Source organism: Bradyrhizobium sp. SZCCHNR1053 (assembly GCF_032381235.1).
Taxonomy (GTDB): Bacteria; Pseudomonadota; Alphaproteobacteria; order Rhizobiales; family Xanthobacteraceae; genus Bradyrhizobium.
The window spans coordinates 1-15,022 of sequence record NZ_JAUHJM010000007.1; the positions used below are offsets into that span (position 1 = coordinate 1).

General features: G+C 62.9%; 18 protein-coding genes. 17 read left to right on the forward strand and 1 reads right to left on the reverse strand.

Annotated features, from left to right (window positions below; translation table 11 throughout):
• Positions 1 to 181: 181 nt before the first annotated feature.
• The 17 genes from QX051_RS17800 (at position 182) to QX051_RS17880 (ending at position 14,227) form a co-directional block, all read left to right on the forward strand.
• Positions 182 to 379: a hypothetical protein gene (locus tag QX051_RS17800; RefSeq protein WP_315777028.1), complete on the forward strand. Its 198-nt coding sequence runs from the start codon at positions 182 to 184 to the stop codon at positions 377 to 379.
• Positions 380 to 1,270: 891 nt separating this feature from the next.
• Positions 1,271 to 2,233: a DUF5309 domain-containing protein gene (locus QX051_RS17805; RefSeq protein WP_315777029.1), complete on the forward strand. Its 963-nt coding sequence runs from the start codon at positions 1,271 to 1,273 to the stop codon at positions 2,231 to 2,233.
• 67 nt (positions 2,234 to 2,300) lie between these two features.
• Positions 2,301 to 2,663 carry a hypothetical protein gene (locus QX051_RS17810; protein ID WP_315777030.1) on the forward strand — a complete coding sequence of 121 codons (363 nt, stop codon included), beginning with the start codon at positions 2,301 to 2,303 and terminating at the stop codon, positions 2,661 to 2,663.
• A 1-nt stretch (position 2,664) separates the two neighbouring features.
• On the forward strand, positions 2,665 to 2,976 hold the full coding sequence (locus QX051_RS17815) for a hypothetical protein (protein WP_315739068.1): 312 nt from the start codon (positions 2,665 to 2,667) through the stop codon (positions 2,974 to 2,976).
• Positions 2,976 to 3,308 (forward strand): hypothetical protein, encoded by a 333-nt coding sequence (locus QX051_RS17820; protein ID WP_315777031.1) that lies wholly within the window; start codon positions 2,976 to 2,978, stop codon positions 3,306 to 3,308. The genes QX051_RS17815 and QX051_RS17820 overlap by 1 nt, the downstream gene beginning before the upstream one ends.
• Entirely contained in the window at positions 3,305 to 3,958 is a 654-nt protein-coding gene (locus QX051_RS17825; protein ID WP_315777032.1) for a hypothetical protein, read from the forward strand. The genes QX051_RS17820 and QX051_RS17825 overlap by 4 nt, the downstream gene beginning before the upstream one ends.
• Before the next feature lie 25 nt (positions 3,959 to 3,983).
• On the forward strand, positions 3,984 to 4,415 hold the full coding sequence (locus tag QX051_RS17830) for a hypothetical protein (protein WP_315777033.1): 432 nt from the start codon (positions 3,984 to 3,986) through the stop codon (positions 4,413 to 4,415).
• Between the two features lies 1 nt (position 4,416).
• On the forward strand, positions 4,417 to 5,433 hold the full coding sequence (locus QX051_RS17835) for a hypothetical protein (protein ID WP_315777034.1): 1,017 nt from the start codon (positions 4,417 to 4,419) through the stop codon (positions 5,431 to 5,433).
• Positions 5,433 to 6,044: a hypothetical protein gene (locus tag QX051_RS17840; protein ID WP_315777035.1), complete on the forward strand. Its 612-nt coding sequence runs from the start codon at positions 5,433 to 5,435 to the stop codon at positions 6,042 to 6,044. Before QX051_RS17835 ends, QX051_RS17840 begins: the two co-directional genes overlap by 1 nt.
• Before the next feature lie 143 nt (positions 6,045 to 6,187).
• Positions 6,188 to 7,660, forward strand: a complete 1,473-nt coding sequence (locus QX051_RS17845) for a hypothetical protein (RefSeq protein ID WP_315777036.1) — start codon at positions 6,188 to 6,190, stop codon at positions 7,658 to 7,660.
• On the forward strand, positions 7,657 to 7,971 hold the full coding sequence (locus QX051_RS17850) for a hypothetical protein (protein WP_315777037.1): 315 nt from the start codon (positions 7,657 to 7,659) through the stop codon (positions 7,969 to 7,971). The genes QX051_RS17845 and QX051_RS17850 overlap by 4 nt, the downstream gene beginning before the upstream one ends.
• Positions 7,955 to 8,380 carry a hypothetical protein gene (locus QX051_RS17855; protein WP_315777038.1) on the forward strand — a complete coding sequence of 142 codons (426 nt, stop codon included), beginning with the start codon at positions 7,955 to 7,957 and terminating at the stop codon, positions 8,378 to 8,380. The genes QX051_RS17850 and QX051_RS17855 overlap by 17 nt, the downstream gene beginning before the upstream one ends.
• A gap of 198 nt (positions 8,381 to 8,578) precedes the next feature.
• Entirely contained in the window at positions 8,579 to 9,448 is an 870-nt protein-coding gene (locus QX051_RS17860) for a hypothetical protein (protein WP_315777039.1), read from the forward strand.
• A 1,002-nt stretch (positions 9,449 to 10,450) separates the two neighbouring features.
• Positions 10,451 to 11,248 carry a tail fiber domain-containing protein gene (locus QX051_RS17865; protein ID WP_315777040.1) on the forward strand — a complete coding sequence of 266 codons (798 nt, stop codon included), beginning with the start codon at positions 10,451 to 10,453 and terminating at the stop codon, positions 11,246 to 11,248.
• Between the two features lie 101 nt (positions 11,249 to 11,349).
• Positions 11,350 to 12,435 (forward strand): hypothetical protein, encoded by a 1,086-nt coding sequence (locus QX051_RS17870; RefSeq protein ID WP_315777041.1) that lies wholly within the window; start codon positions 11,350 to 11,352, stop codon positions 12,433 to 12,435.
• A gap of 9 nt (positions 12,436 to 12,444) precedes the next feature.
• Complete coding sequence (locus tag QX051_RS17875) at positions 12,445 to 12,966, forward strand: hypothetical protein (protein WP_315739055.1); 522 nt, start codon at positions 12,445 to 12,447, stop codon at positions 12,964 to 12,966.
• 256 nt (positions 12,967 to 13,222) lie between these two features.
• Positions 13,223 to 14,227 (forward strand): phage tail protein, encoded by a 1,005-nt coding sequence (locus tag QX051_RS17880; protein WP_315739054.1) that lies wholly within the window; start codon positions 13,223 to 13,225, stop codon positions 14,225 to 14,227.
• Here the strand turns inward: QX051_RS17880 and QX051_RS17885 are convergent.
• A complete protein-coding gene (locus tag QX051_RS17885; RefSeq protein ID WP_315777042.1) occupies positions 14,220 to 15,002 on the reverse strand; it encodes an NAD-dependent epimerase/dehydratase family protein in 783 nt (260 codons plus the stop codon). The genes QX051_RS17880 and QX051_RS17885 overlap by 8 nt on opposite strands.
• Positions 15,003 to 15,022: the final 20 nt, after the last annotated feature.

Here is a 15,022-nt window from a genome sequence, read left to right on the forward strand (position 1 = left end):
GCGGCTGCGCTTCATGCTCTGGTCCTCGTTGGGCCAGAACGAACTTCAAACTGGATTAAGCCCCAGGGGCAAGGTCAGGGTGATCCATGATCCGTGATCGGATCAGGCGGCTATCAACTGATCAACAAGAATACGGAAGCGCGGCCTCAAGCCTATCGTTGCTTACTTGTGGAGTCACGAAATGAAGGACCTGTTTGAGATTCCAAAGATGATGCCGTCGGTTCGTGGTTTGACTTCCATCGAAAATGGCCCGGCCATCAATGGGCTCGGAGAGATTCCAGCGATCAATCAATTTACGGACGGTGACAAGTCAGGGCTTCCATCGTGGTTTCCGTTCGCTCCCCTTGGCCCGCTGCCAGCCGGGCGCGATCCGTTTTGACCGATACCGCATGCGCCAAACAACCAGGGGCAGCCGACTAACATTGAGCCGCTGATGGTTCCCGATCAGCCGGGGCTTCCGCAATGGATGCCGTCCGGCCCGATGGCCGCTTCCAGCCGGACCCAAACCCTTCGGGCCGGTCCCCGACAGACCACGCATCGAGCGGCGGCCAATCGATGTAGATCCTCCGTCTCGTCCTCCCGAATGGATGTTCGGTCCACCTGAGCTTGCCGAAGCGCTGACACAGTCAGCTTTGCGTCATGCGGCAAGACATGGTGATGTGTTCAATTATCCTGATCCACGCTCGAAGGCCGTCGAGGCGCTCTCATCAGAACTCGCGGCACGTCGACAAGCCGTCCCTACGAGGCGACTTGTCAGTCGTCTGGCAAAGTAGCGCTGCTTGCGGGCAGGAAACGTGACGCCCAGGGACATCGTGAACGTATCGACGCGGGCAGCGCCGGAGTCCGATTTCGATTGAGCTCGCAACAATCGTCATTGACACGTCGGGCAAATCAACTCCATAAAGGCAACATCGCAAGACTTGCACGAGCCCGCGCCGGACACACCGTCGCGGGTTTTTTCGTGAGCCGTGACTTGGTCCGGCTCACGGCCAATGTGCCGTGCTGTTGGACGTCACCGCGCCAAACAAGGTGCGGTCGTGACAGGCGGTTCTGCCGACCCCGTTCATCACGGGCGCCACGGCATCGACGTCTCGCAGAAGCCGAACCGGGAGTGATCTCTCGCGCCAACGCGCCAGCGGGACCTGAAAGTGTCAGACCATCTCCAGATCTGCGCAGCGTCGATCGGCGCAACGCGCGGTCGTGACCTCCAAGCGGCGGCACGATCGCGGCGAACGCCGCGTGCCGTGCAAGCCAACATCAAGGATCATCGATGACCACACCCACGTCCACTTTCGTCACCTACCAGGCGGTCGGCAACCGCGAAGATCTCAGCGACATGATCTATCGCATCGATCCGGTCGACACGCCGTTCATGAGCGGCGTCGACAAGGAGAAGGCGACGGCCGTCAATCACGAATGGCAGACCCAGGCGCTGGCGCCCGCCGACGGCACCAATGCCCAGCTCGAAGGCGACGACCCCAACACCAACGTGACCACGCCGACCGTTCGTCTCGGCAACCAGTGCCAGATCTCCTACAAGGTCGCCCGCGTCTCCGGCACCCAGCAGGCGGTCGACCATGCCGGCCGCGACAATGAGCTCGCCTATCAGGAAATGCTGAAGGGCCTCGAGCTGAAGCGCGATCTCGAGACCATTCTTTGCGGTACCAACCAGGCCAAGCTGATCGGCAATACGACGACGCCGCGCAAGACGGCTTCGATCCTGTCATGGATCGTCTCCAACACGTCGAAGGGCAGCGCCGGCGGCGCGGCCGATCCGGCCGCGGCCGACGGCTCGGGCACGCGCACCGACGGCACCCAGATCGCCTTCACCGAGGCGCGGCTGAAGACGGTGCTGTCGTCGATCTGGATCAACGGCGGCAAGCCGGGCACGATCCTGACCGGTGCGTTCAACAAGCAGGTGTTCTCGACCTTCACCGGTCGCTCGACCGCGATCGAAGAGGCCAAATCGAAGAAGATCGTCGCCTCGGTCGATGCCTACGAATCCGATTTCGGCAAGCTCAAGGTGGTCGCCAGCCGCTTCCAGCGGCCGCGTGACGTGCTCGTGCTCGAAATGGACAAGTGGGCCGTGGCCTATCTCAACGGCCGCAACATGATCTCCATCCCGCTCGCCAAGACCGGCGATTCCGACCGGCGCCAGATCCTCGCCGAATACGCGCTGGTCGCGCGCAACGAGAAGGCCAGCGGCGGCATCTTCGACAACACCACCGCATAGCCCGATCTTTCATCACCCTGATCTGCAGGCGGCTCTCGGGCCGCCTGTTTCTTTTGGAGGTTCATTCATGCCGCTTCCCGACAATCGCCCACTGAACACGGCCGATCTGACGGCCTACACGCCTTCCTGCGGCGCGAATCCTGTCGCCGCCTATGTCCGCGCGCCGTTCCGCGGTCGGCTGCTCAAGGTGGCCGGTATCCTCGGCGGCGCCATCACCACGGCCGACGGCACCGTCGCCGTCACGGTGAACGCCGCGCCGGTCGCAAGCTTCACTGTGCCGCAATCAGGCTCCGCGGCGGGGCAGCTGTTCTCAGTCGTGCCGGCCTCGCCGGTCTACCTCAACGAGGACGATGTCGTCGCACTGACACCCTCCGGCGCGTCGGGAACCTCAGTGCCGATGCATTTTTCGCTTGCAGTTAGGGGAGCCTGAGATGTCGTTCTTTCCCAAACAGCCATCATCCCGGATCGGCAGCACGCAGACCATCGCCTATGACGGCAGCGTCGGGGCCACCAACAAGTTCGGTCCGGGCACGTTCCAGCTTCGGCTCGCCGCGAGTTCGGCCTGCTGCTACCGGATCGGCGACGGCGCCCAGGCCGCGACCACGGCCGACGTCTTTCTCCCCGCCAACACGGTCGAATACGTCACCGTGACACCCGGACAGAACATCGCGGCCATCAAGGCCGCCAGCAACGGCCTGGTCACGGCGACGGCCGGCACGCTGTGGATCACGGAGCTGTCGTGATGGATGGGCTGACCTTTCGCCCGCATCTCGATCGTGATGGCTCCGGTCTCGTGATCGAGCATCTCCAGGATGTCGCGCCCATCCTGGAGTGGAACAGCGAAGCGCGCCGCGACGAGCAGCACAGCGACTGGGGCCGCCACGTCGCGCGCATTCCGAACGTCATCTACGTCAAATGGCTGAACGAGGAATATGCCAGGGGGAACACCCGGCTTCGCCTGTTCACGCCCGAGTTCGACGCGATCGTGCAAGAGAAGCTCAATGATCCGGATTGGGCCTATCTGCGCACCGACAAGCCGGCTCTGCAGAGCGGATGGAAGGCGGGACCATCATGACCCTGATCTCGAACTATTCATCGCTGCAGGCTGCCGTGTCCGAGTATCTAGCGCGCGACCAGGACACCACGCTGGTGGCTCGGATACCGAGCTTCATCCAGCTCGCGGAAGCCAAGTTCAACCGGCAGCTGTTCGTAAGGCAGATGGAGCAACGGGCGATCGCGGTGGTCGATGTCGGCTCGTCCGAGCCGGAGTTCATCGCGCTGCCGTCCGACTTCCAATCGATGCGGCGGATCCGACTGACGAGCGTGCGCGGCCAGCCTGCGCTGGAGTTCAGGTCCGGAGTGCAACTCGACGAGTATCGCTCTCGTGTCTCGGACGTCGCGGGCCAGCCGCGTTACTTCTCGGTTTTCGGCGACCAGATCGAGCTCGCGCCGCGGCCTGACGCGGCCTACACGATCGAGATGGTCTACCGACGGACCGTTCCGCCGCTAGCATCGAACGATTCAAACTGGCTGCTCACGCTGGCACCCGATCTCTATCTCTACGGCGCTCTGCTCGAGTCGGCTCCGTATCTCAAAGAGGACGGGCGGATTCAGACCTGGGGTCTCGGCTTCACCAGCGCTCTCGCCGATCTCAATGCTCTTGGCCTGACGTCGACCTTCAACGCCGGTCCGATGACGATGCGGCTCTCCGGCCAGGTCGTCTGAGACGCTGTCCAACACAGAGGATCACATGGCTGCCTTCAACAAATTCAATTGTTTCGTTCAGGATGTCGCACATGCCCTGCACGACATGCTCACCGGGACATCGCATGTCTACAAGATCTATCTCACCAGCACGGCGCCGGTCGCAACCAATACGGTCTACAACACGCCGGCCGACCTGGCGACGGGGAATGGCTACACGGCAGGTGGCGTCTCGATCGGCGCGATCACCGGCGGGCAGACCTCCGGCACCTTCCGCTTCATCGGCGGCAGCGATCCGTCGTGGACCGCGGCCGGTGGCTCGATCGGGCCTTTTCAGTACGCCGTGCTCTACAACGCGACATCGGCGACCAAGCCACTGATCGGCTGGTGGGATTACGGCACCTCCGTCACCCTGACCAACGGCAACACGTTCACGGTCGACCTCGACCAGGTGAACGGCATCCTGACGATCACCTGACATGGCAGCTTTTCTCGACATCTGCAGGTTCCTGCCCACAGCCGGCGGCACGACGGACTGGACCTATGCCGCGGCCGTCCAGGGCTATCAGAGCCCGGCCGCGGCCGGCGCGGTCAATGGCCGGCTGTACAAATACAGAGCCGAGAGTGCCGACCTGACGCAATGGGAAGTTGGCGAGGGCGCCTACGCCTCTTCGACCGGCACATTGGCTCGGACGACGATCCTGTTCACCTCGGCCGGCACGACGGCGAAGGTCAATTTTTCCGCTGCGCCGCAAGTCGCGATCGTCGCGCTGAAGGAGGATCTCATTTCGATCGAGGAGGCCAACGCCTTCACCAGCACGCAGCAGGCGCAGGCGCGGAGCAATATCGCCGCGGCTGCAGGCCCCGGCAATTGGACGCGCTCCGTCCTGACTTCAGGATCTGGCACCTACACCCTCAAAGCCGGATGCAAGGCGCTGCTGGTCCGCATGGTCGGCGGCGGAGGCGGTGGGGGTGGCGGCGGCACGACGGGAGCGACATTTGGTGGTGTCGGCGGTGACACAACGTTCGGCTCGTCGTTTCTGACCGCCTCGGGAGGAGCAAACGGCGGCCCGTACGGCAACGCTTACGCGAGTGGTGGTGGTGCGGCGGGCGGTGACCTCAATATCAGAGGTAGTCACAGCACGCCGACCGATGGTGCGGGCGGTTCGACAGGCGCGGTGCTTCAAGGAAGGAATGGCGCTAACTCTGCATTCGGCGGCTGTGGAGCAGGCGGATGGATTGGCTCTGCAGGAAGTGCCGCGGCGCCAAATAGCGGCAGCGGCGGCGGAGGAGGCGGAGGCACTGACGGCGGTTCGGGCGGGCGCGGTGCTGCCGGCGGCGGCGCCGGAGGATACGTGGAGAAGTACATTGCTGCTCCGGCCGCGACATACGCGTATTCGGTCGGCGCAGCGGGCAGCGGCGGTTCCGCGGGGTCGAACGGCACTGCTGGCGGCTCTGGTGGCTCCGGCATCATCATCATCGACGAGTACTACTGATGTCACTGCTCGGATTCGACGCCGTCGGTAGTCTGGCGATCGCGCAACTCCCGCGCGGCTCCGCAACGAATACGATCTTCCTCGCGAGTCCGGCCGCCGTCACGCTTGCAGGTCGTGCAACCAGCTTCCAGTCTGCGCTCACTCAGATCACCGCGTCGCTCGTCTATGCCGGCGGCTCGGCGGCTGCGCGCATCGGTCTTCTCAGTGCGCAGAACGGCTGGCTGACGGCGGGCACCACGGTCCTGTATTCGTTCGGTGCTTTCGCCGCCCCCGGCGATTTCGTCGCGGCGGGGAACTCCATCACGACGGTCGGCAAGATGCAGGCCGCGGGGCGGACTCATATCGTCAGCGGCCAATCATCGGCCTTCGTTGGCGCAATGACCGGTGAGAAGACCTCATATCAGCTCGTCGGATACGACGTCGGCTACGGGCGCGGCTTCGAGGCCTGGTATCCTCTCGGCACGGGGACAATCGGTTGGAGCGGCAGCAACGCTCCTGAGCAGTCCTGGTCGCCGAAGCCAAGTATGGCCGACCATTGGCTGGGTGTCCCGGCATTGTCATTTTCGTGGAATGCGTTGTCTCCTCCGACGCCGCGCTGGACGAGCGATTGATGTCCTCGTCGTGGCCATCATCTGTTCGAGCCTGATGCGCGCGGCCGTTTGAAGGCTCGGGCCCCATCGACGTTGTCGATCTTTTCTGTTTCCTCTTGACCGCGGCGGAAGTCCGCCGGCGGCAATCGATGATTGGAGGTAACATGCCTCTTCTTGCCTTTGGCGAATATCGGCCCGACGTGAGCGACTACGAAGGTCAGGCTACCCGGAACATTCAGAACGTCGTTCCGCGTGGCGATGGCTATGGCCCCTTTCCAGCCTTCTCGGCCTACACATCGGCTCTGCCGGAGCCGTGTCGCGGTGCGTTCTACGCCCTGAAATCGGACGGCACCGTCGTGACCTTCGCCGCGACCGCGACCAAGCTCTACCGCCTCAACAACACGGACTTCACTTGGCTGGATGTCTCGAAGGGCGGCGCCAGCTATTCGCAGCTCTCCGCGGCAGCACAGTGGCAGTTCGCACAGACCGGCAATCTCGTGTTCGCCACGCAGGCCAATGCGCTGCTGCAGGTGTTCGATCTGACGTCGTCGACCGCGTTCGACAATGCCCTGGGCTCGCCGCCGCAGGCCGCCTATATCAGCGTCGTCGGACGCTTCCTGGTGCTCTCCGGCCTGCTGTCGACGCCCTATCGCATCCAATGGTCGGGTCTCAACAACTTCAATTCGGCGACGTCCTGGGATGGCCTGACGGCGGGGTCCGATCATCAGGACTTTCCGGACGGCGGCATCGTCCGCGGCGTTGCCGGCGGGGAAGCCGGGATCATCTTCCAGGATCAGGCGATCCGGCGCATGTCCTACGTCCCGGGATCGCCGATCATCTTCCAGATCGATCGCATCACCCAGGACAAGGGTCTCTACGCGCCATACTCGATCATCCGTGCCGGCGAGCGGATCTTCTTCTATGCCGGTCAGGGCTTTCACAAGATCGAGCCGGGCGGCCTGCCGCAGCCGATCGGCCGCGAGAAGGTCGACCGCACTTTCCTTGCCGATCTCGACAAGGGCAATCTGCAATTGCTGATCGGGGCGGCCGATCCGCGCTCGACGCGGGTGTACTGGTCCTACAGGTCGATCTCCGGCGCGATCGGCACCTACGACAAGCTGCTGGGCTATGATTTCCTGCTCGACCGCTTCTTTTCGATCGCGGCAACCGGCGTGTATCTGCTCGGCATGTCGCAGACGGGCCTCACGCTCGAGAATCTCGACAGCATCTCGTCGTCGATCGACGCAATGACCTTGAGCCTCGACGCCTACGCGACGGCCGTCCAGCCCGAGATCGCGCAGTTCTCCGCAAATCACGTGCTGGGCTTCTTCCGTGGCAACAATCTCGAGGCGACGATGGAGAGCGCAGAGCAGGGCACCGACGACAACCGGATCATGATCCGTGGCTTTCGGCCGGTCACCGACGCGACGACGCTGTTCGGATCGGTCTCCTCACGCGACAGGCCATCGGCCGCCGCTGTCGCGGGGGTAGAGGTGTCGGTCAACACGCGCACGGGCCGCTGCGACCTGCGCAAGGACACGCGCTATGCCCGCTTCAAAGTCCGGATTCCGGCCGACGCGTCATGGAGCTTCTGTGCAGGCGTCGTGCCTGACCTCACCGTGAGCGGCACGCTATGACGGCCTATGTCCCCGGCATCACCGAAACCGATCTCAAGAAGGTCATCCTGGCGCTGCAGCAGCTCGCCGCCGGCCGCTCCAACGCCGTCGGCAGTGTGACGCTGGCGCCGGGAGCGTCGACCACCGTGGTGGCCGACAAGAACTGCTCGGCCGGCTCGACGCCGATCCTGACCGCGACGACACCGAGCGCCTCGGCCGAGCTCGGCAACGGCACGATCTATGTGAGCGCGGTCGCCAACGGCGCGTTCACGCTGACGCATGCCAATAGTACTGCAGCCGCGCGGACGTTCCTCTATGCGCTGCTCGGCTGAGCTCGCCTGCGTCGATCCCCGCCAGGTCGGACAGGTCTGGCCGCACGTCGCGCCGCGCTTGCGGCGGGCGATCCGCCGCACTGGCCTGTCCGCCTTCGCAGATATCGAGCGAGACGTGCTCGCGGGACGGGCGCTGCTATGGCTTGCACTGAGTGGCGCCTCCGGTGCCGCCACGATCGATGCCGTTGCGGCGACCAGGCTGGAGCTGACCGAGACAGGCATGGTGTGCGTCATTACGGCCTGCGAAGGCCAGACCATGGCACGTTGGCTGCCGCTCATCTCGGGCATCGAAACCTACGCCAAGGCAGAGGGCTGCCGCGGCATGCGCATCTACGGCCGCAAAGGCTGGCTTCGCGCGCTCGATGGTTATCGGCAGACGCATGTGATTATCCAGAAGGAGTTGAGGTGACGCTCAGCTCTGATGATGTCGCCAGGGGTCTTTCATATGCTGATCATGCAAAGGGATCTGACAACTGGATAGATTAGCTCTGCCGCCAGTTGCGGCACGCGCAGAGGGGAACGTTGCGCTTGACAGGTATGTTCTTGATATGTTCCAGTCACGCGGGCGGCATTATTTCCCAAATCGCGTGGTTGCCGGGCAAAACGCATGTTCTATCAGACAAGTGCAGATCGCACCGAAACAGCAGGAGTCTCAGCGCGCCGTGTGCCGTGGGGAGCAAAAGCCGCTCTCGTGGCGCTGGCCCTCACGATGAGGATGAACGCTCCTCGTGCCGAGGAGATCGACTTCGGCCCTTATCGCGCTGCTGCACAATACTGCGCTGGCGAATTCCCGCTACGGCTGGCGCTTTCGCCGGATCGGCGGATTCTCTGCTTCGACGGCCTTGTTCATCGCGATCAGGATCTGTCGCTCGTCAACCGGCTGCAACCCGGTGGACTCTTTGTTGTCCGCAGTCAAGGTGGTGACGACGTTGCAATGATGAGGCTTGCCGATCGCTTGAGTGATCTCGATGCAACTGTCGTAGTTCGTGGCTACTGCTTGATCGGGTGCGCCAATTATCTCGTGTTTGCTTCCCGAAAAACCATCGTACTACGAGATGGGTTGGTTGCATGGCGACCTCGAATGGTAGACGGATTTTGCTTAGGTTTTCGGACGGCAAGGGACGGAGGTTTGCCGCGCTTTGACATCGGACACTGTCGCTCCACCTCCCCGGCGGAATCGCTTTCTCAGGAGCTTGACACAATCTATGCAACGAGACGCAAGTTCATGAGCCTGCGGGTCGTCAATCGTCAATTCGAGGAACCGCCGGAGAGCATCTATATCAGGAGAACTCTAAGCAACATCAACCGGTCAAACCCCAACGGATTAGCGGGTTTGATGTGGACATGGCATCCTCGCTATCACCAAAGCTCGGTCGCGACAGAAATCGTTTACGAACGTTATCCCGAGAGCCAGGAGGAAGTTGCGGCTCTTGCCCAGCAATTGCCGTTCGATGTACGGGTTATCTACGATCCATGAGGGCTCCCTTCGTAATGTAAGTTGAGCTGCTCTTGATATCCGAAATTTTGATCGTTGACGGCGCGCCGACTTGGCGCGCCTTTTTTTTGTCTTGGGGGAGTGAAGATATGGTGGGAAATTCAAGGGATGAATCGAGTGATTGGCCAAATATCTTGCGTGAAGGGATCGTGCCAGATTGGAGAAGGTATCTTGATGGCAGAGATTATGCCAAGCCTTTCCCAGACATTCCGCTACCAGGGTCGAGGACACCAGGATTGCCGTCATGGTTCAAAGATCCAGCACAGCCGGGCTTGCCGCGATCGTTAAAATACCCGTCCCCCGGCAACAATAGCCCGAGTTTTCCTCCCATTCCGGCACCTGTCCCTGGACCGTCAACTACTCCCAAAGGCCAGATCCGCAGAGGCATTCCGCGACCAGGGTCGGGGACACCAAGATTGCCGTCATGGTTCGAAGATCCATCACAGCCGGGCTTGCCGCCATCGCTACAATACCCATCGCCCATTCCGGCACCTGCACCCGAACCATCAACTATCCCGCAAAGCCAGATCCGCCAGTGGCTGCTTGACTATCTGCTCGGAGACAATCTCCAGGACCAACGGCAGCTTCAGCAGACGTCGCAGTCGGTCCTGAGAAAACAGGCCGGTCGCGATGTACTTGATCCGGGCATGAGACTCGTTGCCTCACAGCAGGCCGAGCAGGGTTATCCGACCTGGGCATCGCAAACGGGTTCAAACGACGAACCATCGGAGACTCGGATGCGCTTCTTGCGATCGCGCGTTGAGGAACGTTAATCGGAACGGGATGTGATTGAACTCTCCGTGTGCTGCTGCCTCCGAACGGAGCGAAGGCATGCTCACAGGGCTGCCTTTTTCGAGGACTGCGAGCTTGCAGTTGCGCCAACTCTTAACATTGTCAGATCAAGGAACGTGCCCAATGGGCGGACAATCATCCAGCACCCAGACTCAACAATCCCAGACGCAGCCGTGGCAGCCGGCACAGCCGATGCTGCAGGGTATTCTGTCTCAGGTCGGCAATGGGCTGAACAATACCGGGCTGACCAGCGCCGAGGGCGGCGCGCTCGATACGCTCAGGCAGAATGCGGCGCAGGGCAATCCCTACGCCGGCGGCATCGGCTCCTACGCGCAGTCGCTGCTCAACGGCGGCAATGCGCTGGCGCAGGCGCCCAACGTGCAGTCCAACCTGCAGACGCTGCAGGGGCAGCTGTCGCCCTACGCCAATGGCAGCATGATCGGCAACAATCCGGCGCTCGCGGCGCAATTGGCGCAGATCCAGAACGATGTCGGCACGTCGATCAACGGCCAGTTCGCGGCTGCTGGGCGCGACTTCAGCGGCGCCAACCAGATGGCGTATGGCCGCGGCGTGGCGGCGGCGGAAGCGCCTGTGATCGCGGCCCAGTACAATCAGGACGTCCAGAACCAGCTGAGCGCGGCCAATGCGTTGTACGGTGCCGGCAACACGACGGCCAACATGCTGGGCGGCATGCAGCAGCAGTACCTCACCAACCAGGGGCAGGGGCTGACGGCGTCACAGGCCGCGCTCGATGCGCAGAACTATGGAGCCAATGCCACGTTGGCGGAGGAGGCGCAGCGTCGCGGCATTCCGGTGCAGGCGCTTGGACTACTGGCGCAGATCGGGACGCCGATCGCACAGCTCGGTCAGCAGACCAACGGCACCATGACGGGAACACAGGAGCTGTCCGGTGCCGACCAGTTTGCGAAGATCGCCGGCGGCATTGGCAGTCTTCTCCAGCCGTTCAGCGGCGCGTTTGGCAAGAAGTAGTTCGGTGCAGCGTCTCGAGGGAGCGGTCGTGAATGTCAGATGAATCAGAGCATCTCGTAACGGGTGCAGCATTCGAGCTGGAGAATGCCGGCTATCGGCCGATGCCGGATCCGGAGGAGCGGCCGGAGCGCGAGGCGCTCGGCGGCGACGTTGCGTCGCTGCGCGACGCTGCCGAGCAGCGCACCGATCCCCGTCCGCCGGTGATGGTCCGGGAGTATGTCGACGAAGCCGGCAACGCAGTCGATCGCGGCGAGTCGGTCACGCTCGAACGCGCGGCGCGTGATCACGCGCGCGTTCGGGCCGCTGAGGTGGGTGAGGCATCTCGCGGGACGCCGGATTCCGATTCGAGCGACCACTTGGGTTCGCCGGCAAATGGTGAGCCCGACGGTTTCGAGTCGGCTTCGGGCGAAGCCGAGTCCACTGCCGAGACCGGCTCGACGCAGCACGATGCTTCGTCGCGGCTTGCGCCGGAGTTGGAGAAAGCCCTGCAGCATCCGCAGGTGCTGCAGGCGATCGAGGAGAAGATCGGAGAAGCAGAGCAGGCCCGCCAATCCTACCGAGAAGGCCTGGCATCGGCCGTCCAGATTGCCCAGGCGAGCTTCCTCAGCCAGTTTCCTGAATTTGCCGGCATGCCTGCCGGGCAAGTCGCGGCCGCGCTCGAACGGATGTCGCGCGAGGATCCCGGAAGGTTCGGGCGCATCCAGGCGGCTGTCGCGATGTCGGATCAGTTGCTGGCACAGCAGGCCGAGGCGCAGCGCCAGCACGCCGAAGTGGCTCAGCGGAGCTTCCAGTCCTTCGCGCAGGAGCAGGACGACCGGCTCGAGGGCATGCTGAAGAGCGAGCCGCGCGCCGTGCGCCAGGCCGTTGCCGCAGAGATCGTGGCGTCGGCAAAGGAGAGCGGGATCCCGGCGTCCGAGCTCAACCGGCTGTTCCAGACCGAGCCGCTGATGCGCCATGCCACGTTCCAGCGGATGATGTACGACGCCGCGCGATATCGACTGATGATGCGGGCAAAGGATGCCGCGGTGACGAAGGCCGTCCCGCCCGTGGTTCGGCCAGGCGTGTCGGTCTCGTCGGGGGAGCGGGGACGGACGGATCTGCGCGCGCTCAACGCCCGCCTGACATCGTCGGGTGATCTCAAGGACGCGGTCGCCCTCTATCAGGCCCGCATGTCCAGGCGGCCGTGAGGCCGGTCGATGACAAACCCCGTTCTGGCTGCGCTTGCCGAGGCGCGCAGGCAGCGCGCTCCGCTGTTCGCACGCTGGTGTGAGCGGGAGCACGAGACGTTCTGCCCGGCCTCGCCGGCGGCGGTCGCCCGCTTCGCCCGCGAGCACGCCGGCATGGGTGCCGAGCAGGTCTGGGAGGCGATTCTCGACATCTCCAGAACTCACGCCTCGTTGGGGCTGGCTGATCCCACAGCGGCAGAGCCGGTCGCGATCGTCCTCGACGACATCGCGAACCTATCGCCCCCGCAATCCTGGCCGGGTCCCTGGAAGGAGCGCTTCAGGCTTTTGCCGCACGATCTGAAGCGCTTCATCGCGGACCACGAGACGAGGCGCGAGAAGAGCTTGAGACGCACGCAGCACGCCCTCGCGCATGCAAACAAGATACTCGCACGGCTCCGATCCGCGGAGCGTACGATGAAGGAGGATCAGACCGATGAAGCAGAATCGCAGCAATCCGACCATCGAAGACAGGATTCAGGAGCTTCGGGGTGAGATCGAGCGCGTCGTGCAGACTCGTGTCGACGCGATCGCAAGAGAGAGCCCCGGAGTGCCCAAGGGGGTGATCCGCAATCTGCTGATCGCCAGGGCGCCGTCCTGTGCCTGTGAGCAATATCTGACGCTACGGCGAGAGACCTAGTCATGTACGCGTGATCGATCATCGGGCCAGTGCCGCGATGCGTCGGCATCGAGCAGCCAGAAACAGGTCCCCGGCAGCCTGGGTGGCTGCCTTCTTCATGTGAGGAACAGAATGACACTCTATCGATGGTCGCAGACCGCATCGGCCGATGCCACGGCCGATCCAACGATCAACTGGTCCGAAGGACAGGTCCCGTCGAGCATCAACGACTCCGCTCGGGCCATGATGGCCGCGACCGCAAAATATCGCGACGACATCGCGGGGGCGATCGCGACGAGTGGCACGAGCACCGCCTACGCCGTGATCAGCAACCAGCAGTTCGACACGTTCTCGCATCTCAACGGCCAGATCATCGCGTTTACGCCGCACGTCACCAATGGCGCACCGGTGACGCTCAACGTCGATTCTCTGGGCCCGAAGCCATTGCGCAGCGCGCCCAATGCGGACCTACCAGCTGGAACGATGGTCCAGGGCACGCCCTATGTAGCGGTCTATAACAATAACGATGGGGCATTTTATCTGCACGGATTCTACGGCAATCCGTACTGTATTCCGATCGCCGGGGGTATCGACTATTGGGCGCCGACTGCGCCGAACAGTTCGTTCGCATTTCCGTTCGGCCAGGCGATCAGCCGGACAGCCTATGCCCCGCTGTTCGCCTTGGTCGGCACCACCTATGGGGTGGGGGACGGAACGACCACGTTCAATCTGCCTGACCTTCGCGGGCGCGTGACTGCGCGCCCCGACAATATGGGCGGCACGACAGCGAACAGGCTTGTAGCCGGCGCGTTGGCAAGTGTGCGGCATAGCGTCGGTGGAGCGGGTGGCGAGGACGCGCATACCCTAACGGTCAACGAAATGCCATCGCACGCCCATGCTGGTACTACCGGTAACGATACGCCGGACCACACTCACAGCTACAACGTTGCGAATGTCTCTGCCAACCAGCTCGGAGGAGGAAGTTTTCCCGCGGCGACAAGTACCGGCGGGTCCTCGACGGGCGGCGCAAGTAGTCGCCATGTGCATCCGTTCACGACAGATGCATCCGGTGGCGGCGGCGTACACAACAACGTTCAGCCAACCATCCTTTGCAACTACATTATGCGTATCATCTGAACGACGGCGCAAATGACCGCGACTGCCATCCGAAATCTGCGGTTGCCTCGGAGGAATCGAAGGCCAAGTCCTTGACCATGCGCTTGCCCATGGCCGGGGTAACGCCAGGATAAAGCGGCCGCGCGATAGCGAAGGCCGCATTCCACGCCAACGGAGGCAACGACACGAAGCGTCGGCGCATCGCGAGCGCGTCAAAGATGCGGCCTACCATTTCCCGATATGTGATCGTCTCGCCTGTTGTTGAATAGGCGCGGTTCGCTGCTGCGGGGCTGATTGCAGCGGCTATAGCGCCGCGTCCGAGGTCCTCGGCGTGCACCGGTTGGCGCAGGCCGTTCCCGCGCCCATAGAGCGGCATGAAACGCAGTTTGCGGACGATGCGCGCAATCTGCGTCACGTTCTGGTCGCGGCCTTCGCTGTAGATCAGGCTGGGCCGCAGTATGGTCCACTCCACACCGGCCCTCTCGCATGCGCGCATGATGCGGTCTTCCGCAGCTCGAAGACTCGTCATGTCTGCGCGCTCGCGCGCATCCTCGGAGTGCAACTTGGAGAAAACACTCGTTGACGTGATGACAACGATGCGACGCGGTTTACGCCGGAGCACTTCAGGCATAACCGTTGAAAACGCTACGGGGCTTGTGGCGCAAAAAATGACTTCCGCTTCGGGAAGGTTGATCGTTTCCCGGCGCCCAAGGTCAGCAACTACCCATCCTGGTCTCGGTTGCCGCGAAACGCAAATAGCCCCGGGTAAGCCTTGGGCGATGCGGCTTCCGACCATCCCACCCGCCCCGAAAATCA